The following is a 23,071-nucleotide window of genomic DNA, read 5'->3' as shown; positions in this document are numbered from 1 at the left end:
GTTTAATTTTCATAAATTTGCATGTGTTAATTAGTTACATTTAATTGATTAATTACCTAAAGGGGGAGGAAATGTTTGCGGTGAGATGTTAATACTTCCGACCCTCTTTTTATTTTAATATGATAGTATTATTGTTTATTTCATAAGCATTAATAATTTTTGTTTTTTTGATTAAATCTAATACGTCTTCTATTTTTTGATCTCTACCTAACTCTCCATTGAATTCTGTATTTTCAAAAGATTTATTTTGAAAAATTATAGTAACATCATACCATCTAGAAAGCACTTTCATTATTTCTTTTAATGGCTTTTTGTAAAAAATGAATTCTCCATTAATCCAACTAATTTCACTATTAACATCAACCTCTCTAACCCTTATATTATTAGTAGATACATCAATAACAGATTGCTGGTTAGGTTTTAAAAATTCTGTTTTATCATTATTTTTAACCGAAACTTTACCCTCAACTAGCGTTGTATATATAGCACTTTCATCTTTATAAGCCTTAATATTAAACTCTGTTCCTATAACTTCAATTTCTTGAACATCAGAAAGTATTTTGAATTTTGAGCCTTTATGTTTTGTACTTGGAGATACATCAAAATACGCTTCGCCATATATTAATTCTACTCTACGGGTTTCTCCTTCAATGAAACTTACTGGGTATTTTAGTTGAGATTCAGAATTTAACCAAACTTGGGTTCCATCTGAGAGTTTTACAAAAAACTGACCTCCCCTAGGTATTGTAAGATAATTATATACTATTTCGGATGGTTTATTTTTGTTAGCAGAGCCATAAACTATTTGTTCTCCATTACTGTTTGCATTTTTAGTTTTAAAAGACTCTCCTTTTTCCAATTCTACAACAGAACCATCACTTAGTGTTAATGTGGCTTTATCTGTACCAGATTCAATATTATTTACAATTATTGGGCTGTTTTCTACAGGATTATAAAATATATTATCTCTGAAAAAATAACTTGAAGCCAATATTCCTATAAAAACTGCAGCAGCAACGTACTTTACTATATTACTATTTTTACGTTTTTCTTTTCTTATACTACCTAATATATCTTTCTTAGCTTTTTTAATATCATACTTACTTACAAGCATATTAGCATAAGCGTTAGTCTTAATATATTCAAAAAACAATGTTTCGTTTTTAGGATTACTTATCCATAATTCCAACTGCCTAAGCTCATCAATATTTGCTTCATTAGTAAGAAACTTTGTAATTATTATTTCGGTCTTTTTATCCATTTTTTTTACGGCATCTATATTTGTATAACGAAACTAAAATTACTATACCACCACGCTTTATTAAAAAAAAATTAAATTTGTTTTAACTTAATTCCATATTATCTAATTGCGCTACGTATTTTCTAATCAAAAAAAACTCATAAAACACCTTAGAAAAGGTAATACTGCTGCATATTCTTATTTGGTAGATCTCCATTATAAAAAGTTATGTGATTATGCTAGTAATCTTGCTAGAGATAATTTCAAATCAGAAGATATTGTCCAAAATGTTATTACCAGAATGTGGATAAATCGAAAAAAATTAAGCCCTGATATTTCTATTAAGAATTACCTTTATAAATCAGTTTACAATGAATTTATAGATCAATATAGAAAAGAAATAGCAGTTACAATTTTAGAAAAAAAATATATAGAAGGCTTAGAGACAATTATTGAAATAAAGGATATTCCTGAAACAAATAAACTAATGACTCTTGTACAAAATGAAATAGAACAATTACCACCTAGGTGCAAAGAAACCTTTTTACTAAGTAAGCAGGATGGCCTTACATATGTTGAAATTGCAGAATATCAAAATGTATCTGTCAATACTGTTGAAAAACAAATGGTTAAGGCCTTCTCAATTCTTAGGAAAAAGATGAAAGAAAAAGTTATGTCGTTTATGTTTTTACTATTTAATATTAAAAGCTCCTAAATAACTTCTAACTTTTTACCTACTTTAACGAAAGCTTTAATGGCTTTTTGAATATGTTCTTTATTATGTGCAGCAGACAATTGCACTCTTATTCTGGCTTTTCCTTTAGGTACCACTGGAAAGAAAAAACCAATAACATAAATACCTTCTTCTAATAAATACTTAGCAAAGCTCTGAGCCAATTTTGCATCGTATAACATAATTGGAACTATAGGGTGATGTCCTGATATAATATCAAACCCTGCCGCCGTCATTTCAGAGCGAAAATACTTTGTGTTTTCTTCTAGTTTATCTCTTAACTCTGTTGAATTTGATATTTTGTCTAGTACCTTTAAAGTTGCTCCAACAATAGCTGGCGCCAAAGTATTTGAAAATAGATAAGGGCGAGAGTTTTGCCTTAAAATATCAACAATCTCTTTTCTAGCTGCTGTAAAACCTCCTGAAGCACCTCCTAAAGCTTTACCGTATGTACCAGTAATAATATCAACTCTATCCATAACATTATGATACTCATGAACCCCTCTACCTGTAGCTCCCATAAATCCTGTTGAATGGCATTCATCTATCATTACTAAAGCATTATACTTATCAGCTAAATCGCAAATTTTATTTAATTGCGCAATAGTCCCGTCCATTGAAAAAGATCCGTCAGTTACAATTAATCTACGCCTAGAAGAACTCGCTTGTATAAGTTGTTCTTCAAGACTAGACATATCGTTATGTATATATCTAAACCTTTTTGCTTTACAAAGACGAATACCATCAATAATAGAGGCATGGTTTAAAGCATCAGAAATAACTGCATCTTCTGCAGAAAGCAAAGGTTCAAATAAACCTCCATTGGCATCAAAAGCTGCAGCATATAAAATGCAATCTTCCATGCCTAAAAACTGTGCGGTTTTTTGCTCCAGCTCTTTATGAATGTCTTGTGTACCGCAAATAAATCTCACCGAAGACAAACCAAAACCATAGTTTTTAATGGCATTTACTCCTGCTTCAATAACTTCAGAGTTAGAAGCTAACCCTAAATAATTATTGGCGCAAAAATTTAGAACCTCTTCTTGAGTTGTCGTGCTTATACTTGCTCCTTGTTTTGAGGTAATTATACGTTCATTTTTATAAAGACCGTTAGATTTAATAGTTTCAATTTCTGTTATTAAATCATCTTTTATATTGCCGTACATAAATTATATAGTTATAGGGTTGTTATTGTATTTAAGTTCTAAGTTTCTAAGCATGACATCTGTCATTAACTTTAAATCAAATTTAGGTTGCCAATCCCAATCTTTTTTAGCATCGGAATCATCTATACTCATTGGCCAAGAATTTGCAATATCTTGCCTAAAGTCTGGCTTGTATGTTATCTCAAAATTTGGGTGAATTTCTTTTATGGCTGTCGCTAATTGTTTTGGGTTAAAACTGCACCCAGCAATGTTATATGATGTTCTAACAGTTATTTTCTCCTTTGGAGCTTCCATTAGCTCTAATGTGGCTCTTATTGCATCATCCATATAAATCATAGGCAACATGGTTGATGCATTTAAAAAACATTCAAACTTCTGATTATTAACTGCTTTATGAAAAATATCTACAGCATAATCGGTTGTACCTCCACCTGGTAAAGATTGATATCCTATAACACCCGGATACCTCAAAGAACGAACATCCAATCCATATTTTTCATAATAATAATTTCCCCAGTTTTCTCCAGCAGCTTTACTAATTCCATAAACTGTTGTGGGTGTTAAATTAGAAGATTGTGGTGTATTTAATCGTTCTACATTATTGCCAAACACTGCAATAGAACTTGGGAAAAAGACTTTTTTGATATTGTATAATCTTGAAACTTCTAAAACATTAAAAAAGGTTTTCATGTTTATATCCCAAGTGTTTAAAGGGGCCTTCTCTCCATTTGCAGATAAAATTGCTGCAAGATGATATATTTGAGTGATTTTATACTTTAAAACAATCGCTTTTATCGCTTCAAAATTTGAAACATCAAGAACTTCAAATTGCCCATTAAAATCTCTATCATACCTCAAATCAGAGGCAATTACATTATCAACACCATATTTCTTTTGTAGCTTTTTTGTTAAAACAGTCCCTAATTGTCCGCTAGATCCAGTTATTAATATGATTTCTTGGCTCATTCTTATTAAAAATATTAAAAGAATAAAATTAAATAATTTGCTTATTTTACAATTAAAAAAGCTTTTAATAATAAAAAAATAAGTAATTTTATCTTTTATTTATCTATTCATAAGAAATATAATCTTTAAATAATATTCGTTAAACATAAAAAAAGAAAATTTATCTTCAAATGGAAAAGCTAGACGAAGTAGACCTTAAAATTTTAAGAATTCTACAAAAAGATTCAAAAAAAACAACTAAAGAAGTTGCAGAAATACTGAATCTAACTCCATCGCCAGTATATGAACGCATAAGAAGATTAGAAAAAAAAGGGTATATTAAAAAGTATGTAGCACTTTTAAATAAAAAACTTCTTAATATTCCCATAACCGCTATTTGTATGGTATCACTAAGATATCATAATGAAGGCTTTATTGATAAATTTGATAAGCAAATCAAAGCCTTAAAAGAAGTACAGGAATGCTACCATATGGCTGGGAAAGTTGACTTTTTTTTAAAAATTAATTTAGATAGCCTTGACGAATATCATGAGTTTGTTCGATTAAAATTATCGAAAATTGAAAACATTGGTGTTCTGGAAAGTTATTTCGTTTTAAAAGAAATTAAATCTACTACTGAATACTTTATATAATAAACAGATGAAAATTCTGCCTTTTTATAAGATTTAGCCTAAAATATCAGTGTGCAAAAACCGTTTATTCGGAATACTTAGCGCTTATTACATTAGCATTTGCCAATATAAATGTTCTCTATAGTTTTGATGTTATGGAGAAAATTTATTTTGAAAGTATAAATAGGCATTATTTAAGTTTGCTTATTTTTATTCCTATAGCTATACTGCTTCTTCTAACTAATGAAAACTTAGATTGGTACATATATCTTATAGTATTTATTCTAGCAGAAATAATAGGTTTATTTAGTCCTTTTATTTTCACAAACTATATTAGATACAACAAAGAAGCTATCTTTATAAGATTTAATAGCCTTAAGGGACATCACATTAAAATTAAAGATATAAAGAAAATTATTTTTATTAATTCATGCTTAATTATCCGATTATATTCTGGCAATAGTTTTGTTTTCAACACAAAAAATATTGGGGATCATAGCATAACAACTTTAGAGAATTTGTTTGAACGAATTATGCCTAAAGAAACAAAAGAGCATTATTGTCAGCAGATAATTTAATAATTACATTCTCCCTTTTTAAGATTCATTGAAGACTTTTTTTAGTAAAATACTAAAAAAAATGGTGCTTATAGACTCAACATTAAAACAGTTATTATTGTTTTTACCCATTTATTAGAATATAGTCTCCTTATATTACATTCTAGGTTGTTATTAAAGTATATAACCTTATGTTTGAATATCCATAACTTTAATAAGTAGGTTAAGTTTATGGTTGATTTGGGGCAAAAGGCGGACATCTGTTCGCCTTTTACATTTTACTTTGAGCTATTAAATGGTAGATTAATATTCTTTATTTTGAAGACTGAAATAAATCTCTTAAAAATATTCTTACAACTACTTATCGAAAACATTAAGAAGTTATCAAATTATATTTATACTTGACAAAAATAAAAAAGGCTTCTCAAATTTGAGAAGCCTTTTCCTTTACAGTGCGGGCGGGGAGACTCGAACTCCCACACCTCGCGGCACTAGATCCTAAGTCTAGCGTGTCTACCAATTCCACCACGCCCGCTAAAGGACTGCAAATATAAACAAGATTTTTAAATTGCAAACTTCTTTATCATTAAAAACATTCTTTTTTTATACTTTTGATAAGAACTTTACAAACACCATATGGATAACATACAATCATATATTAAAGCGCATAAACAACGCTTTTTAAACGAACTCGTGGAACTCCTAAAAATTCCATCAATAAGTGCAGATTCAGCATACAAAAATGATGTACTTAAAACTGCCGACAAAATAAAAATTAGTCTTGAAAATGCAGGATGCGATCACGTAGAAATCTGCGAAACTAAAGGATATCCTATTGTTTATGGCGAAAAAATAATTGACAAAAATTTACCAACAATTTTAGTTTATGGCCATTATGATGTACAACCACCAGATCCTTTAGATTTGTGGCATTCACCTCCTTTTGAACCCATAATTAAAACAACAAAACGCCATCCTGAAGGCGCAATTTTTGCTCGTGGAGCATGCGATGATAAAGGACAAATGTATATGCACGTTAAGGCATTAGAATTTATGACCTCTTCAAATCAATTGCCTTGTAATGTTAAATTTATGATTGAAGGTGAAGAAGAAGTAGGAAGCTCAAACCTTGCCATATTTGTAAAAGAAAACCAAGAAAAACTAAAAAATGATGTTATTCTAATTTCCGATACTGGTATGATAGCCAATGACACTCCTTCAATTACAACAGGCCTACGCGGATTGAGCTATGTGGAAGTGGAAGTCACTGGCCCTAACCGCGATTTACACTCTGGTTTATATGGTGGTGCTGTAGCAAATCCTATAAACATATTAACCAAAATGATTGCGTCACTTCATGATAAAAACAATCATATAACAATTCCTGGTTTTTACGATAAAGTAGAAGAGCTATCAAAAGAAGAGCGTGCAGAAATGGCTAAAGCTCCTTTCAGTTTAGAAAGCTACAAAAAAGCACTAGATATTGAAGCTGTTTATGGTGAAGCAGGTTACACCACAAACGAAAGAAATTCTATCCGCCCTACGCTAGATGTTAATGGTATTTGGGGAGGGTATATAGGCGAAGGTGCTAAAACCGTTATTGCTAGTAAAGCATACGCAAAAATATCGATGCGTTTGGTTCCACATCAAGATTGGGAAGAGATTACCCAATTATTCAAAATACATTTTGAAAGCATTGCTCCAGCTGGTGTTACTGTAAAAGTAAAACCACACCATGGTGGGCAAGGTTACGTAACCCCAATAAATAGCTTAGGGTATCAAGCGGCAAGTAAAGCATATCAAGACACTTTTGGAAAAACACCAATTCCGCAACGAAGTGGTGGCAGTATTCCTATTGTATCGTTATTTGAGCAAGAATTAAAAAGCAAAACTATTTTAATGGGCTTTGGGTTAGATAGCGACGCTATTCATTCTCCAAACGAGCATTTCGGAGTTTTCAATTATTTAAAAGGAATCGAAACTATTCCGTTGTTTTACAAGTATTTTACCGAATTATCTAAATAATATTTTGGGTGTTACCGCCATTTGCTTTTAAGTAGCAAAAGGCGGTCGCGCTTTTCACTATATCTTTTGCAAAAAAGCAAAAGGATGCCGTTGCAATCGCTAACACAACAAGCGTTAATAAATGAACAACCAACATAGCAAACACCTTCTTCTACTTTTATTGGCTACACTTTTTATAAGTACCTCTGGAGCTTTAGGTAAATATATAGATATGTCTATTCCTGTTATTATTTGGTGGCGTTCAATTATTGCTTCAGTTTTACTATTTACGTTTTGTCGTTATAAAAAAATTAGCCTCAAATTAAAATCAAAAAAAGAAATCATCCTCTTTATAATTAGTGGTGTTTTTTTAGCAGCTCATTGGATTACATATTTCTATGCTTTAAAGTTATCCAATGTAGCTATTGGTATGCTTTCATTATTTGTTTACCCCATACTAACAGCATTTTTAGAACCTTTATTTATAAAAGTAAAGTTCGATCCAATTTATATATTCCTTGGAATTATGGTACTAATAGGCATTTATATTTTAGCGCCAGAATTTAGTTTGGAAAGTGCTCACTTAAAAGGTGTTTTATTCGGTTTAGCTTCTGCACTCTTTTATGCTATTCGCAACATTATTTCAAAACAATTGGTAACCAATTACAATGGTACCGCAATCATGTTATATCAAATTGGTATCATTACCATTGTTTTATCACCTATGCTATTTTTTATGGATACATCTGGCATAGCTACACAATTCCCTTATATAATAATTCTAGCAGTAATTACTACTGCCATTGGCCACACTATGTTAGTTAATAGTTTAAACCATTTTACGGTAAGCACTGCCAGTATCATTAGTAGCACTCAACCCATTTTAGGAATTATTATAGCATTCATCTTCTTAAACGAAATACCAACATGGAATACTTTTTTTGGAGGCCTCATTATTCTTTCAACCGTAGTTATTGAAAGTATTCGGTCTAGAAAAAGCAGTTAACCACTACTTATTTATCAAATCGAGTACTGTCAAAATCTCATTTTTATTTTCAAAAAATATTTTTTTACTCTACATTTGTAGAATCAAAATATTTACTCTACATTTGTAGAAACAATTCTAACTCTGTAGAAAATGAAATTATCAAAAGCCGAAGAAGATTTAATGAATCATTTATGGAAACTCGAAAAAGCATTCATGAAAGATTTGCTTGAGGCTTATCCAGAACCAAAACCAGCCACCACAACCGTAGCAACGCTTTTAAAACGCATGAGTGACAAAGGTTTTATTGCATACAATTTATTCGGAAATTCAAGACAATACTACCCTTTGGTAAAAAAGAAAGATTATTTCTCCAAACACGTAAATGGTTTAATAAAAAATTTTTTCAACGATAGCGCATCACAGTTTGCATCATTTTTCACCAAGGAAACCAACCTTACAAAAGAAGAGTTGGAAGATTTAAAGGCCTTAATTGATAACGAAATTAAAAAGAAATAATTATGCTTTTGTTTGTATTAAAATCCAGTGCTTGTTTAGCTGTTTTTATGATATTCTATAAACTATGTTTAGAAAAAACTAGCGCACACACTTTTAAACGTTTTTATTTAATTGGGGTAATTTTAATTTCTATTAGCATACCGCTTATAACTTTTACAGAATATATCGAATTATCTAAAACAGATTTTGAGAATGCTCTACCTATTGAAGTAACAGATCAGAGCAAAACATTCTACGATCTTCTTCCAGTTATTTTATGGAGTATTTATGTCTTAGGCCTAATAATATTTTTATTTAGATTCTTTAAAAACATATACAGATTATTTCAAAAAATAAAAACAAATCCAAAACTCAAAAGCGAAAACTTTATCAATGTTTTATTGAACGATTTAATTATTCCGCATACTTTTTTAAATTATATTTTTCTAAACAAGACTAAATATGAAAACAAATTAATTCCCGACGAAGTATTGTTGCACGAACAAATTCATGCAAAACAAAAGCATGCTTTAGATATATTGTTTGTTGAATTATTTCAAATATTATTTTGGTTTAATCCTTTGCTTTATTTCATAAAAAAAGACATTAAGCTTAATCATGAATTCTTAGCAGATCATGCCGTTTTAAAGCAAGGTATAGACTCATCAACTTACCAAAAAACATTGCTCACATTCTCGTCTCCCAATAGCTTTCGAGATAATCAAAATCAACAAATAGTAAATGCCATCAATTATTCATTAATCAAAAAACGATTTACAGTTATGAAAACAAAAACGTCAAAAACAATTATTTGGCTTAGAAGCCTCATTATTTTACCCTTATTAGCAATTCTAATTTATAGCTTTAGCAATAAAGCTATAATTGAAACTGAAAACACAACAGAACAATCTGTATATCAAAAAAAAGCAACTCAAAAAGAAATTGCAGAATACAATAGATTGGCAAAAAAATACAATAATCCTCAAGGTAGAGTTATTATAAAAAACAAGGAAGTTGAACGCTTAAATTACATTTATAGGGTTATGACTGTAGAACAAAGAAAAAAAGCTGAGCCATTTCCAGTATTCCCACCTCCACCTCCAGTTCCAGGTGAGCCATCTAAATTAAGAGGAGTTGTTGAAGTTCCAGCTCCAGAACCAACACCTGTAAAAGTTGTAGAAGTAAGAGAAGTTCCTGCACCTGTAGAAGTAAGGGAAGTTGTTGAAGTTCCACCACCGCCACCGCCTCCAAAAAGCCCTTTAGAACACGTAAAAGATATGGCAAAAAAAGGAGCTAAGTTTTACTATAATAAAAAGGAAATATCTTCAAAAAAGGCCATAAGTATCTTAACTAAAAACAAGAACATTAGCATTACTACAAATCATTCAAATGATAACGATTATGTTGTTCAGCTTTCAACAAAACCCATAGTTATTAAAGAAGATTAAATTAATTAAAATTAAGCCTAAAATAATCTTTAGGCTTTTTTTAGCTCTATAATGTAACAAAATGTCAGTTTCAGCGTTCTAATAAGCAATCAATCAAAATCAATCACACCATGTTAAAACGCTTTTTTATTATCTGCTCCGGTTCAGATACGGACATTTTGGAAACATGTTCTGTTGGTGAACAAAATAAATACGCAGGAATTGGCGCTACTGTTTTCTTTACAGCCGTTATGGCCTTTATCGCATCTAGTTATGCGCTTTACACAGTTTTCGACAATCTTTATACAGCTATATTTTTTGGCTTAATTTGGGGCTTACTCATTTTTAACTTAGACCGTTATATTGTTTCAACAATTAAAAAAACAGGCAATGTTATTGATGAACTTATACAGGCGTCTCCTCGAATAATACTAGCAATAATTATAGCCATAGTAATCTCAAAACCTTTAGAATTAAAAATATTTGAGAAAGAAATTAATCAAGTGTTGCTAGAACAGAAGAATGATTTAACATTAGCTAACCAACAACAAATTGCTGAGCAATTCAATCCAAACATTGCTTCACTTCAAGGTGAAATAAAAGGCTTACAAAATGAAATAGACACCAAAGAAACTGAGGTAAATGCACTATACGACACTTACATTGCAGAAGCTGAAGGAACTGCTGGTACAAAATTGCTAGGCAAAGGACCTGTTTATAAAGAAAAAAGAGAAAAGCACGATGCATTATTAGCTGAATTACAACTGCTAAAGAAAGAAAACAAAGCTAAAATTGCAACTGCTGAAAATAAAATAGCAGAACTTAAAGGTGATTATGAGACTCAGGTTGTAAACACACAGCCCATAATTAGTAATTTTGATGGTTTGATGGCTCGGGTTAATGCTTTAGGAAAACTTCCTTGGTTGCCATCATTTTTTATATTCTTATTGTTTTTAGCTATTGAAACATCTCCAATTTTGGCCAAATTATTATCGCCAAAAGGAGCATATGATTTTAAACTTGAAGATCAAGAAACTGCTATAAAAACAACAGTACTCCAAAATACAAATCAAAGAGAAGTCTTGTTAAAAACAGATTATGCCATTAACGATCGCATTTATAGTGATATAGAAAATGAAGAAGAATTGTATACTTACAAGCGCAAAAAAGCGAGGGAACTTATGCAACTTCAAGCTGATGCCTTTTATAAGCATCAAAAAAACGCGTTGTAATGTTTGTTTTTACGCTGCAAAATCAGATTTAAAATGCTCATATAAATCTTTGCATCCTAAACCAATTATAGACATTTTCTTATTTTTAGATATAGCCTCATAATGCAACTCTGCTAAAGCATTTACGCCATATTTATCCATCCACTCAATGTTTTCAATGCTAATAGTAAGTGCGCCTACTTTATCAAAAATATTATTAAATTCATTCTTAAATACGCCCAAGCTACGCTTACTAAGAATGCCTTTCATTTTAAAAAAATTGTTGTAGCTTGAAATCTCTAATTCCATAATATAAGATATTTGTAATGGTTAAACAATAAATTTGAGGGAGACTAATTAATTGATTTTCATATAAATGTATAAACACAAAAAGGGTTTTACATTATTTTATCGATAAATAGATTTTAACTCTAGATAAAAAAATAATAAATGCAAAATTAATCGATGAGCAACCACATTTAAAATAAGATTTTGCTATTTTTACTTTTGCTAAAACATATAATATTTATTATGAAGCACCTTATTTTAATACTATTTATAACAACTTTTTTTTATGGCAATGCTCAATCTACTGAGAATGAAGATAAAAAAGCTATTCAAAGTGTTTTAAAAGCGCAAAGAATTGCTTGGTCTAAAAACAATATTGAAAAGTTTATGGAAGGCTATTGGAAAAGCGACTCGCTTAAATTTTATGGCAGTAATGGTGTTACTTATGGGTGGCAGAATACTTTAGAGCGCTATAAAAAAAGTTATCCAACCGAAGACCACACAGGTAAATTAAGCTTTAAAATTAACGATATTTCTAAAATTAGCGAGGGAGCTTACTTTGTTTTAGGTGAATATCATTTAAAACGTGTAGTTGGAAACGCCGATGGGATTTTCATGATTATTTTCAAAAAAATTAATGGTGAGTGGAAAATTATTGCTGATACATCTAGTTAAGTTATGCAACCAATTGTCAGAAAAGCTACTTTAAATGATGTCCCTATTTTATTAGAGTTTGAACAAGGACTTATTGAAGCCGAACGACCAATGGATATTACCATTAAGGAAGGAAAAATAAGTTATTATGATGTTACAGAGTTTATAAAAAATAAGGATTCAGAATTATTTGTCGTTGAATTAAATAATGAAATAGTTGCTTCTGGTTACGCAAAAATAAAAGAAGACAGACATTATTTAAAGCACGACAAGCAAGGGTATTTAGGTTTTATGTTTGTACCAAAAAAACATAGGGGGAATGGTTATAACAAGCTAGTAATGCAGGCTCTTTTAGAATGGTGCCAAACTAAAGAAATAACCGAAATTAGATTAGATGTTTATGAGGATAACCCATCTGCTATTAGAGCATATGAAAAAGTTGGTTTTAAAAAGCATATGATAAGTATGCGACTAGATATTGAAAACTTAGATTTATAATAACTTATGTATTATTCTTTTAAAGGAAAGACTTCTATATTATCACCCAACCATTCACTTAACTTGTTGTATATTTTTTGCTGATCTTTTTCAGAAAAGTGCTTTATTCTAGTTCCGTGATGTCCGTCTTCTAAAACCATCTTTAAAGCATCTAGATCTGGTGCAGGTGTTGGCGCACATGCTCCCCACGGATCGTAAGCACCGTATATATATAAAATATTATTCCCTTTATTTTCGGCATAATCTCTAACTTTTTTAATATACTCGGGGTTATATGTTAAATCTACATCAGTTGGAGCAAACCGCAAATTTGAAGGCGATTTAACTACTTTAAGTAAATCCTTTACAGGCTCTAAATCAAAACCATAATATCCTAATTCCCTCATATGCTGATAAAACGATGGTAAGTATTTAGTATAACCTTCATCACTATAAAAATCTATACCAACTGTTTTATGCATATATTTTACCAAATCACCAATTGGTGCATCTTTGCTAGGTATTTCCTCGCACTTATCTCCTCGCCATTGCCAAAAAGAAAAAGGAAATTCTAGTACAGTATATTCTAAAGCTTCTTCATAAGGAACCTCAGTAAATGTCATCTTATTTTCATTGGCTATTTCTTTAAAAATTTCAAGCGCTTTGTCTTTATTTTTTAGTACTGTTCTTTGAAGTTCCTTTATTTTATTTCTACATTCAATAGTTCCAACCGTATTAATTAAATTATTTGTACGTTGGTCTTCCAAACCATTTATCATAGGCGCTACATAAGGCACAGACACGTCAATATCGCTAGGGTATTTAGACTTATAAATTAAAGTGGTTTCTCCTCCTTTGCTTATTCCTGTAGAAATCCATTTGTTTTTATAAAGCAGTTTCAATTTATTAATTAATGCATGATAATCTTCAACTGCCTGATCGTTAGTTAAGTATTCCCACGGAATTGCTTCTGGTCTAGACTTACCATAAAATCGATACTCAACCATAACTTGGTTAGACTGTAAAACCTTACTCAATTCATAAGTTTTATGTTTGGCACTATACCCTTCGGTTACCAAAACTGTAGGCTTTAAATAATCTGTATGAGATATGTATACATAGTGATTAAAACTCCCTGCTTCAATATTGCTGTGATCCAAAGGTTGTTTTAAAATAAGTTGATACGCTTTTTTAAAATGATCTTCTACCTTTACTGGACTTATCTCTGCAGTAGGAAATAATACTTTTAACTGCTCTTCAAAAGTTAAAGCATCAAAATTTACTTTGGACTCTTTACAAGAATATATACTAATGCTTACTAAAAATAAGACTAATATTTTTTTAATAGAATTCATTTGTGATCATTTTAAGTTTTAAAGATAAGCTTTCAAAAAAAATGACATCTGTATTATATTATCCATATTAAGTATCATTTTAGTTTATTCGTAAATAATATTGAATTAAAAATAATGATTTTGTTACATTTAACTCATGGAAAAGATTTTACAAATAGATGATGCCTTTATTGAAAATAATACTGTGTTTTCTGAATTAATTCAAGAACTAAAGCATGGATTTTCTAACAATAAAACAATCATCCCAATGCGGCATCATCATGACTTTCCAAACCCAGAAGTTAATGCTGATTCTACATTATTATTAATGCCTGCTTGGAATCCAAATAAAGATGCTGGCGTAAAAATAGTTACCGTAAGTCCTGAAAACAGACAATTTAATTTACCTTCAATACAAGGTACATATATATATTTTGATGCCGTAAAAGGAACTATAAAAGCCATTTTAGAAGCAAAAAGCTTAACTGTTAAGCGTACAGCTTCAGCATCTGCTCTAGCTTCAGCATATTTATCTCGAAAAGACTCAAGCTCAATGTTAATGGTTGGTACTGGAGCATTATCAATTAATCTCATCAAAGCACATGCATCAGTAAGGTCTTTAAAAAATGTATTTATATGGGGGCGTAGTTTTGAAAAAGCACAAGGCATAGCTTCGGCATTAAAAAATGAGAGTTTTAGTATTAAAGCTATTAAAACAATTAAAGAAAAAATATCAGATGTCGATATCATTTCATGTGCAACATTATCTAAAACACCTCTAGTTTTTGGCAAATATTTAAAAGCAGGGCAACATATTGATTTGGTTGGGGCTTACAAAAAAGATATGAGAGAAGCAGACGATGAAACCATTGTTAAAGCCTCTGTTTTTGTAGATACGTTTCAAGGCGGATTAAAAGAAAGCGGGGATATTGTTATTCCAATTGAAAAAAACATTCTTAAAAAAGAGCATATCAAAGCCGATTTATTTCAGCTTTGTGCAAATAAACAAAAAGGACGAACTTTTGAGAAAGAAATTACAGTATTTAAATCGGTAGGTCATGCACTCGAAGATTTAGTTGCAGCTGGATATTATTTTAAAAAATTTAAAAATGAATAATACATATCAAAATATACTTAATAAAACCCATTTTGAACCATCAAAAGATTGGTTGCAAATTAAAACAATTGATATGCATACTGGCGGTGAGCCTTTAAGAGTTATTGTTGATGGCTTTCCGAAATTAAAAGGTAATTCTGTTTTAGAGTACCGTAGATATTGCAAAGAAAATTTTGACTTTTTACGTACTACATTAATGTTTGAACCCCGTGGTCATGCCGACATGTATGGTTGTATTTTATTACCTCCAAATGATGATGAAGGTGATTTTGGAATTATTTTTTTACATAACGAGGGATATTCAACCATGTGTGGCCATGCCATTATTGCTATTTCTACTTTGGCTATTGAAATGCAATGGGTAGATGTAAAAGAAGGAGACAATATAATCAAAATTGATGCGCCTTGTGGAAGAATCACCTCTTTCGCTCATGTTGAAAACGGAAAAGTAACCGGAGTAAGGTTTCATTGTGTGCCAAGTTTTGTGATTGGACTAGACAGAGCCGTTAATGTTAAAGGGTTAGGGAAAGTAATCTACGATCTTGCTTATGGGGGCGGTTTCTACGCTTATGTTGACATGGCTAAAAACGACTTTAATTTTAATTTGACCCCTGAAAGTTACAGAAGTTTGATTCAGTCCGGAATGGACATCAAACATGCTGTTATGGAAACTGATAAGGAAATTACACACCCTTATGAAGAAGAGCTCAGTTATTTATACGGAACAATATTTATTGATAACAATAAGCAAATCTCTGGCAATGACAGTCGTAATGTTTGCATTTTTGCAGAAGGCGAGGTAGACCGATGCCCTACAGGTTCTGGTGTATCTGGAAGAATGGCCATACACAAAACTAGAGGAGACATTGATTTTGGAGAAATCATGACTATTGAAAGTATTACAGGTTCTGTTTTTAAAGGATCTGTTGTTTCTGAAGAAAATTACGGTCCATTTAAAGCCGTAATTCCTCAAGTTGAAGGCACTGCTTATATTACTGGCATGCAAACTTTTGTAATTGACCCTAATGACCCAATGAAAGACGGATTTATTTTAAGATAGATAAGTTACTATAATCCAAATGGGTTTTCTATACTATACATGGGCTTAGTAAACCATTTTGGACCATTTTCGGTCATGTAAATATGGTCTTCATGACGAACCCCAAATTCATTTGGCACACAAATCATAGGCTCGTTGCTAAAGCACATTCCAGGTTCTAAAACTGTTTCATCTCCTTTAACAATATATGGGTATTCATGAATATCTAAACCAATACCATGGCCTGTTCTGTGTGGTAACCCAGGAAGCTTATAATCTGACCCAAGACCGTGAGACTCTAACACTTTTCTAGATGCCAAATCAATTGTAGCGCATGTATTCCCTAACCTAGCGGCATCAAAAGCTGCTTGTTGAGTTTCCTTTTCTATATTCCAAATACGTCGTTGTAAATCATTTGCTTCTCCAAAAACATAAGTTCGTGTAATATCAGATATGTAATCATGCAATACACAGCCTGTATCGATAAGAACCATATCATTCATTTCTAAATTCTTTGGTTTACTTACACCATGTGGAAACGAAGAATCTACACCAAATAATACAATACAAAAATAAGACCCCGAAGTGGCGCCAAATCGTTTATGAGCTTCATTAATAAAATCTACAACTTGATTAGCAGTAATGCCAACTTTTAAAATTCTTGCTGCCGCTTTTTGAACTTCTAAAGTAATATCCATTGCATGCTGCATAATGGCAATTTCTGCATCAGACTTAATCATCCTACAACCTGAAATAACTGGTTTTGCATTAACTAAGGTATATACAGGTGAGGCTTTTAAAATACCTTCTGATATAAAAAATGGGGTAGTTTCATCAATTAAAATTTCACCATTTGCTACACCATTATCTTTAAGTGTTTGATTAAATAATTGAAAAGGGCTTTCGTGTTCTTCCCAACAATGAACTTCTCCATTAATAATCATAAAATCTAAAATGGTTCCTTTTTCAAATTGAGGTGCGATATAATGAACTTCTCCATTTGGAAACAATAAGGCTCCAACCATTCGCTCGCTAGAATTCCAATGAGTTCCTGTAAAATAGTACAAATTAGTTCCTGAATGCAAATACAAAGCTTGAGCATTTTTAGCTTTCATTAAACGGCAAGCCTTTTTAATGCGATTCTGAAATTCTTCTTTTTGAATGGGCTTTACTAAATGTGCTTTGGGTTTAATAGCATTTAATTCTGCTTCAATTGTCGACCCTCCAATTCCAATCATACTTTTTTAATTATTCATTAGTGCTTCAATATCTTCAATTTCGATCGGCATAGCTTCGGTTAAGTTTATATTCCCATCTTTAGTAATAAGATAGTCGTTTTCCAAACGACAGCCTATACCTTCTTCTGGAATATAAATTCCTGGTTCGCAGGTTAAAACCATTCCTACTTCAAATGGACGAGAATACAAGCCTACATCATGTACATCTAAACCAATATGGTGTGCTGTACCATGCATAAAATATTTCTTATACAGAGGTTTTTCTGGATCTTGTTTTAAAACTTCATCAGCATTTAATAAGCCTAACTTTATCAATTCTGCTTCAATTAAAGCTGCCATGTGTTGCTCATAATCAGACGATATCATTTCTGGTTTTAAAAGTTTACTCCCTTCTTTTAAACAATACAAAACAGAACTATATACTTCTTTTTGTCTATCTGAAAATTTTCCGTTTACAGGAAAACATCGTGTTGTATCACTATTATAATTGGCATAACAAACACCAAAATCCATTAAAACCATTTCATCATTTTTACAAACTGCATCATTTGTATTATAGTGTAGTGCGCAAGCATTTTTTCCTGAAGCTACAATAGGTTGAAAAGCATGACGAACGGCTCCGGATTTTATTAAATTATAAGTCAATTCTGCTTCTAACTCATATTCTTTGATATTAGGCTTGCACGTTTTTAAAACACGTTTAAACGATTCAATACTAATATTAGCTGCCTTTTGAATTAATTTAATTTCTTCCTCAGATTTAATTTGCCTTAACGCTCTAGTTATTTTAGCTGCTCGAAAATATTGGTGTAAAGGATATTTCTCTTTACACCACTTAATCATTCTATCTTGTTGTGTTTCTTGGCTTTTTGTTACACGTTTTAAATGTTCGTTATGTCCTAAATAAAAACCTTCAGCTTCAAAAGCCATGTATTGCAAAACCATTTCGAAATCTTGAATCCATTCTACACGTTTAATTCCTGAGATTTCACTCGCTTGCTTTTTTGTTAGCTTTTCGCCGTCCCATATTTTAATATGCTCATTCGTTTCTTTTATAAATAAAATCTCTCGATTTTCCTTTTTATAAGCGTCTGGACATAAAACCAATAGTGTTTCCTCTTGGTCAATTCCAGATAGGTAAAACAAATCATTATTTTGAGTAAAACCCATTACATCATCAGCATTATTGTGTTTTACATCATTTGATGTTAAAACTGCAATGGTATTTTCACTCATTTTCGAACAGAAATTAGCTCTGTTTTTTATGAATAATGTATTAGAAATTTTATCATACCTCATAATTAAAAAGCTCTATCTGGGTGGTAACTAGTTATATCTAAAGAGGTTTTTTGTTCAGAAATAATTTCAGAAACCAATTTCCCTGTAGCTGTTGCCATTGTCCAGCCCATCATAGCATGGCCAGTAGCAATAGTTAAATTTTCACATTTATTAGATTTACCAATATACGGCAATCCGTCTGGAGATACTGGACGCAAACCAGAGGCAGCTCCATTTTTTTCTTCCTGCGTTAATTCAATACTTGGATAATATTTTTTTGTAGCATTAGCTATCGCCTCAACTCTTACCCTATTAATATTATGATTTATGCCTGCTATCTCCATTGTACCTGCAAAGCGAGTAAACCCATTCATTGGAGTAACAGCAACTTTCGCTTCCGATAAAATTGCCGGAATAGAAATTCCTGTTTCTTTTTCTGAGTTAATTCTGTATCCTTTTCCTGCTTGAATCAATAATTTTAGTTCTAACTTTTTACTTAATATAGAACTCCAAGAGCCTGCAGCTAAAACAAATTCGTCTGCTTTTAACGTTTGCTTGTTAGTCTTAATTCCTGAAATTTTTTGATTTTCAACTTCTAAGTCCTCAACCTTTTCATTGGTGTAAAAAACAACGCCTTCTCTTTTTAAATGTGTTTTCATGTCGCTCATAAACTCATGCGGTGTAGTATGAGAATCACATTTATAATAAGTTCCTCCTTTTACATTTATATCTACATTTGGTTCTAATTGTTTTAAAGCGTCAATACTAATTTCTTCTACATCTAAGCCTTTTTGTTTTGCTAAATGAGCCGTTTTTATTTCTTCATCTAACATTTTATTGGTTTGACATAACATGAGTAAACCTTTTTTCTCGTAATGAAAAGTAAAGTTTTCATCGCGTTTTATATCATCATATAAATCTTGGCTTAAAAGCGAAATGTTTTTAATTCCAGGAATGGCCTTATTTACATGTTTTATATTACATGATTTGTTAAAGGCAAGAGTCCATTTAAAAAAATCTAAATCTAACCGCGGTTTAATATAAAGAGGGCTTGATTTATCAAACATCCATTTTATTCCTTTTTTCATAACACCTGGAGCAGATAAAGGAATAATATGACTTGGAGATAAATAGCCTGCATTGACATATGATGCTCCAGAATCAAGATTCGACTGATCGACGATAGTAACTTGATGTCCTTCTTTTTGAAGATAATATGCAGAGCATAAACCAATAATTCCGCCACCAATAACTACAATATTTTTACCCATTTTAATAAAAAATCAAATTACTTGAAAACCATATGCATATGGATCATCATCATCTATTGTAATTGTATTATGTCCATATATTCTTGCCCAACCTTTTATACTTGGAATTACTGCAGGTTTTCCGTCTAAAAATACTTCTTTTTCAACACAACCAATAAATTTACTTCCAATAAAACTTTCATGAATAAAGTCTTCTCCTTTTTTAAGTTTCCCTTTTGCATGCAGTTGTGCAATTCTTGCCGATGTTCCTGTTCCACATGGTGATCGATCTATAGCTTTATCGCCATAAAAAACAGCATTTCTTCCAGAAGATTTTGGGTCAATTGGGTTTCCTGTCCACAGCATATGTGTAACATCTTTAATCGTTTCATTTTCTGGATGAATAAATTTATTTGGATATTTTTCGTTGATTCTATCTCTCACTACTTGAGAGTATTGAATAATTTTTGAAGCTGTAAAATCGTGAATTCCAGAAAAGTTTTTTTGAGGATCTACTATGGCATAGTAATTCCCACCATAAGCAACATCAAAAGTGATTTCTCCTAATTCTGGACAATCAACTGTTAAGTTTTCTGCAGCTAAATAACTTTTTACATTAGTTAGTTTAACCCAATCTACCTTTTTACCTGTTTGTCCATATTCAATCTGAACCAAACCAGCTGGTGCTTCCATTCTAATTTTTCCAGGGGCTTTGGGTATAACCAACCCTTCTTCAATAGCTATTGTGATTGTTCCAATTGTACCGTGTCCGCACATTGGTAAACATCCTGAAGTTTCAATAAATAGAATTGCAAAATCATTTTCAGGATTATGCGGTGGAAATAAAATGGAGCCACTCATCATATCATGCCCGCGTGGTTCATACATTAACCCTTTTCTAATCCAATCGTATTCTTTTAAAAAATGCTGACGTTTTTCGCTCATGGTATTCCCAACTAAACGTGGGCCTCCACTTTTTACGACTCTTACAGGGTTTCCGCAAGTATGAGCATCTATACATACAAAAGTATTACTTGCCATTTAAATTAATTTTTTTAGTAAATAGTTTAAAACTTAAAGGGTGCTATAAAATGCACCCAATAAGCCTCTATTTGAGTTAGTCAAACTCTTATTAATTGTTCTTTACTTTATATTTTATTTACACTTTTATTCCCATTAACCAATCTTGAAATGCCTAGTGGGTTTTCGTTTTTTAATTCGTCTGGCAACAATTCATTTGGCCAAGATTGAAAACTAAACGGTCGAACCCATCGCTTAATAGAATCTACTCCTACTGCTGTAAAGCGGCTATCAGAAGATGCAGGGTAAGGTCCTCCATGAAGCATAGATGGGCAAACCTCAACACCAGTTGGAACGCCATTGAAAATTATGCGCCCTACTCTATTTTGCAGTGCATCAACAATATTAGAACTATTAATCAACTCGTCTTCATCAGCAATTATTGTTCCCGTTAATTGTCCTTCTAAATTATTAATTACTTCTTCTAATTGTGCTTCGTTTTCGCATTCAACCAGCATTGAAAATGGTCCAAAAACCTCATTATGCAACGTTGGGTTTTCTAAAAATGTTGCCCCCTTAACTTTAGAAACTGTTTGCCTAGCATAATTACTTTCCACATCAGAATTATAATCTGCTAAAATATTTACTTCAGATTGTTCCAAAGCTGTCGCCTTATTATTTTCGTATGATCCATAAATATTTGGGTGCAGCATACATGAAGGTTCTATTTTAACAATCTCTTCTGATAAAACATTTGCAAACGTTGTTAAGCCTTCTCCTTTAATTCCCAATAACAATCCTGGGTTTGTACAAAATTGTCCAGATCCTAAAGTAATTGACCCTGCGTAGGTTTTTGCCCAATCTGCCGCTTTGTTATTTAATGCATTTGGCAACATTATCACTGGGTTAACACTTCCCATTTCTGCAAATACTGGAATAGGTTCTTCTCGTTTTGTTGCTAAATCAAATAAAGCTCTACCGCCTTTAATGCTTCCTGTAAATCCTACTGCTTTTACTTTTGGATGTTTTACCAATTCTTGCCCAACTTCTATCCCACTACTATTCAAATTTGAAAAAACGCCATTTGGCATACCCGTTTTTTCAGCTGCTTTAATTACTGCTGAGGCTACCAATTCGCCAGTTCCTGCATGCATTGGATGTGATTTAACAATTACTGGACAGCCTGCTGCTAATGCTGAAGCTGTATCTCCTCCGGCCGTTGAAAATGCTAATGGAAAATTTGATGCTCCAAAAACTACAACTGGGCCTAATGCCACATTCATTTTTCTTAAATCTGTTTTTGGAATAGGTTGTCTATCTGGTTGTGCCGTATCTATTGATGCATCTACCCAGTTTCCTTCTGTAATATGATTTGCAAAAGCACGTAATTGGCCAATTGTTCTACCACGTTCGCCCATGGCTCTTCCATTTGGCAATCCGCTTTCAGAAGAATACACCTGTAATAGCTCATCGCCTAATGCTTCTATCTCATCTGCAATGGTATTTAAAAACAGTGCTTTTTCTTTGCCCGATTTTTTTGAGTATTCTTTAAATGCCTTAGCTGCTAAATTTGCCGTTGTGTTTATTTCATCAGAGGTGGCTTCAACAAATACATTATCATTTTCAATATTTAATTGTGGGTTAAATGTTTTATATGATTTGTTTCCTTTTGCTGAAAGTTGATTTCCGATGTAATTTTTTCCTGTTATCATTCTTTATTTAATCTTTTTAAATGCGCTTCAATATCTACTGGTTTATGAACTATTTTAGTTGACACTGGATATTTTTCTAATAAGTTTTTAGGGCGTATTGGTCGTTTTTCAAAGTCTCCTCCACAGTTTGGACATACTTCTTGCAATATGTTTTCTACACAGTCTTTACAAAAGGTACATTCAAATGTACAAATCATTGCCTCTTGAGAATCAAATGACAATGATTTGTTACAGTTTTCGCATGTTGGTCTTATCTCTAACATACA

The 23,071-nt window shown here is 31.7% G+C and carries 22 protein-coding genes and 1 tRNA gene; 11 read left to right on the top strand and 12 right to left on the bottom strand.

Annotated elements, in window-relative coordinates; all coding sequences use genetic code 11:
* Positions 1 to 109 precede the first annotated feature (109 nt).
* Positions 110 to 1,261 (bottom strand): FecR family protein, encoded by a 1,152-nt coding sequence (locus tag M3P09_RS03240; RefSeq protein WP_249971999.1) that lies wholly within the window; start codon positions 1,259 to 1,261, stop codon positions 110 to 112.
* Positions 1,262 to 1,367: 106 nt separating this feature from the next.
* Here M3P09_RS03240 and M3P09_RS03235 point away from each other — a divergent pair, with 106 nt between their 5' ends.
* The gene (locus M3P09_RS03235; protein ID WP_099564659.1) at positions 1,368 to 1,955 is read left to right on the top strand and encodes an RNA polymerase sigma factor; all 588 of its coding nucleotides are present in this window, start codon (positions 1,368 to 1,370) and stop codon (positions 1,953 to 1,955) included.
* Here the strand turns inward: M3P09_RS03235 and kbl are convergent.
* Entirely contained in the window at positions 1,952 to 3,139 is a 1,188-nt protein-coding gene (gene kbl, locus M3P09_RS03230) for a glycine C-acetyltransferase (protein ID WP_249971998.1), read from the bottom strand. The two genes, M3P09_RS03235 and kbl, sit on opposite strands and share 4 nt — an antisense overlap.
* Positions 3,140 to 3,142: 3 nt before the next feature.
* The gene (locus M3P09_RS03225; RefSeq protein ID WP_249971997.1) at positions 3,143 to 4,105 is read right to left on the bottom strand and encodes an NAD-dependent epimerase/dehydratase family protein; all 963 of its coding nucleotides are present in this window, start codon (positions 4,103 to 4,105) and stop codon (positions 3,143 to 3,145) included.
* Between the two features lie 170 nt (positions 4,106 to 4,275).
* Between M3P09_RS03225 and M3P09_RS03220 the strand changes: the two genes are divergently transcribed.
* Positions 4,276 to 4,737, top strand: a complete 462-nt coding sequence (locus tag M3P09_RS03220) for an Lrp/AsnC family transcriptional regulator (RefSeq protein WP_099564662.1) — start codon at positions 4,276 to 4,278, stop codon at positions 4,735 to 4,737.
* Between the two features lie 989 nt (positions 4,738 to 5,726).
* Here M3P09_RS03220 and M3P09_RS03215 read toward each other — a convergent pair.
* A tRNA-Leu gene (locus M3P09_RS03215) sits at positions 5,727 to 5,808 on the bottom strand.
* A 101-nt stretch (positions 5,809 to 5,909) separates the two neighbouring features.
* Here M3P09_RS03215 and M3P09_RS03210 point away from each other — a divergent pair.
* The 5 genes from M3P09_RS03210 to M3P09_RS03190 all read left to right on the top strand — a co-directional run bounded on the left by M3P09_RS03210 (position 5,910) and on the right by M3P09_RS03190 (position 11,419).
* Positions 5,910 to 7,298, top strand: coding sequence for a dipeptidase (locus tag M3P09_RS03210; RefSeq protein ID WP_249971996.1), 1,389 nt, complete (start codon positions 5,910 to 5,912; stop codon positions 7,296 to 7,298).
* A 121-nt stretch (positions 7,299 to 7,419) separates the two neighbouring features.
* Positions 7,420 to 8,283 carry a DMT family transporter gene (locus M3P09_RS03205; protein ID WP_249971995.1) on the top strand — a complete coding sequence of 288 codons (864 nt, stop codon included), beginning with the start codon at positions 7,420 to 7,422 and terminating at the stop codon, positions 8,281 to 8,283.
* A gap of 132 nt (positions 8,284 to 8,415) precedes the next feature.
* A complete protein-coding gene (locus M3P09_RS03200) occupies positions 8,416 to 8,781 on the top strand; it encodes a BlaI/MecI/CopY family transcriptional regulator (RefSeq protein ID WP_099564666.1) in 366 nt (121 codons plus the stop codon).
* A gap of 2 nt (positions 8,782 to 8,783) precedes the next feature.
* Positions 8,784 to 10,208 carry a M56 family metallopeptidase gene (locus M3P09_RS03195; protein ID WP_249971994.1) on the top strand — a complete coding sequence of 475 codons (1,425 nt, stop codon included), beginning with the start codon at positions 8,784 to 8,786 and terminating at the stop codon, positions 10,206 to 10,208.
* A 110-nt stretch (positions 10,209 to 10,318) separates the two neighbouring features.
* Positions 10,319 to 11,419 (top strand): DUF4407 domain-containing protein, encoded by a 1,101-nt coding sequence (locus M3P09_RS03190; RefSeq protein WP_249971993.1) that lies wholly within the window; start codon positions 10,319 to 10,321, stop codon positions 11,417 to 11,419.
* A gap of 9 nt (positions 11,420 to 11,428) precedes the next feature.
* Here M3P09_RS03190 and M3P09_RS03185 read toward each other — a convergent pair whose 3' ends face one another.
* Entirely contained in the window at positions 11,429 to 11,668 is a 240-nt protein-coding gene (locus M3P09_RS03185) for a hypothetical protein (protein WP_249971992.1), read from the bottom strand.
* Positions 11,669 to 11,929: 261 nt separating this feature from the next.
* Between M3P09_RS03185 and M3P09_RS03180 the strand changes: the two genes are divergently transcribed.
* Together M3P09_RS03180 and M3P09_RS03175 are read left to right on the top strand one after the other, a co-directional pair.
* Positions 11,930 to 12,361 carry a YybH family protein gene (locus tag M3P09_RS03180; protein ID WP_099564670.1) on the top strand — a complete coding sequence of 144 codons (432 nt, stop codon included), beginning with the start codon at positions 11,930 to 11,932 and terminating at the stop codon, positions 12,359 to 12,361.
* A gap of 3 nt (positions 12,362 to 12,364) precedes the next feature.
* Positions 12,365 to 12,838 (top strand): GNAT family N-acetyltransferase, encoded by a 474-nt coding sequence (locus M3P09_RS03175; protein ID WP_249971991.1) that lies wholly within the window; start codon positions 12,365 to 12,367, stop codon positions 12,836 to 12,838.
* 11 nt (positions 12,839 to 12,849) lie between these two features.
* Here M3P09_RS03175 and M3P09_RS03170 read toward each other — a convergent pair whose 3' ends face one another.
* Entirely contained in the window at positions 12,850 to 14,172 is a 1,323-nt protein-coding gene (locus M3P09_RS03170; RefSeq protein ID WP_249971990.1) for a S28 family serine protease, read from the bottom strand.
* A 136-nt stretch (positions 14,173 to 14,308) separates the two neighbouring features.
* Here M3P09_RS03170 and lhpI point away from each other — a divergent pair, with 136 nt between their 5' ends.
* Positions 14,309 to 15,268: a bifunctional Delta(1)-pyrroline-2-carboxylate/Delta(1)-piperideine-2-carboxylate reductase gene (gene lhpI, locus M3P09_RS03165; RefSeq protein WP_249971989.1), complete on the top strand. Its 960-nt coding sequence runs from the start codon at positions 14,309 to 14,311 to the stop codon at positions 15,266 to 15,268.
* Positions 15,261 to 16,328 (top strand): proline racemase family protein, encoded by a 1,068-nt coding sequence (locus tag M3P09_RS03160; protein ID WP_249971988.1) that lies wholly within the window; start codon positions 15,261 to 15,263, stop codon positions 16,326 to 16,328. Before lhpI ends, M3P09_RS03160 begins: the two co-directional genes overlap by 8 nt.
* Positions 16,329 to 16,336: 8 nt before the next feature.
* On the opposite strand, the gene M3P09_RS03155 is transcribed toward M3P09_RS03160, so the two are convergent.
* The 6 genes from M3P09_RS03155 to M3P09_RS03130 all read right to left on the bottom strand — a co-directional run bounded on the left by M3P09_RS03155 (position 16,337) and on the right by M3P09_RS03130 (position 23,068).
* Positions 16,337 to 17,545, bottom strand: coding sequence for a M24 family metallopeptidase (locus M3P09_RS03155; RefSeq protein ID WP_249971987.1), 1,209 nt, complete (start codon positions 17,543 to 17,545; stop codon positions 16,337 to 16,339).
* Positions 17,546 to 17,551: 6 nt separating this feature from the next.
* Positions 17,552 to 18,844 carry an aminopeptidase P family protein gene (locus M3P09_RS03150; protein WP_249971986.1) on the bottom strand — a complete coding sequence of 431 codons (1,293 nt, stop codon included), beginning with the start codon at positions 18,842 to 18,844 and terminating at the stop codon, positions 17,552 to 17,554.
* A gap of 2 nt (positions 18,845 to 18,846) precedes the next feature.
* Positions 18,847 to 20,094, bottom strand: coding sequence for an NAD(P)/FAD-dependent oxidoreductase (locus tag M3P09_RS03145; RefSeq protein WP_249971985.1), 1,248 nt, complete (start codon positions 20,092 to 20,094; stop codon positions 18,847 to 18,849).
* Between the two features lie 12 nt (positions 20,095 to 20,106).
* The gene (locus tag M3P09_RS03140; RefSeq protein ID WP_249971984.1) at positions 20,107 to 21,114 is read right to left on the bottom strand and encodes a 4-hydroxyproline epimerase; all 1,008 of its coding nucleotides are present in this window, start codon (positions 21,112 to 21,114) and stop codon (positions 20,107 to 20,109) included.
* Positions 21,115 to 21,221: 107 nt separating this feature from the next.
* Entirely contained in the window at positions 21,222 to 22,805 is a 1,584-nt protein-coding gene (locus M3P09_RS03135) for an aldehyde dehydrogenase (NADP(+)) (protein ID WP_249971983.1), read from the bottom strand.
* A complete protein-coding gene (locus tag M3P09_RS03130) occupies positions 22,802 to 23,068 on the bottom strand; it encodes a DUF1272 domain-containing protein (RefSeq protein WP_249971982.1) in 267 nt (88 codons plus the stop codon). Before M3P09_RS03130 ends, M3P09_RS03135 begins: the two co-directional genes overlap by 4 nt.
* Between the last annotated feature and the right edge of the window lie 3 nt (positions 23,069 to 23,071).

This window comes from Jejuia spongiicola (assembly GCF_023502325.1).
GTDB classification, from domain to species: domain Bacteria; phylum Bacteroidota; class Bacteroidia; order Flavobacteriales; family Flavobacteriaceae; genus Wocania_A; species Wocania_A spongiicola.
Note: the sequence above shows the minus strand (reverse complement) of the source record. Positions and strands in the feature narration are given on the sequence as shown.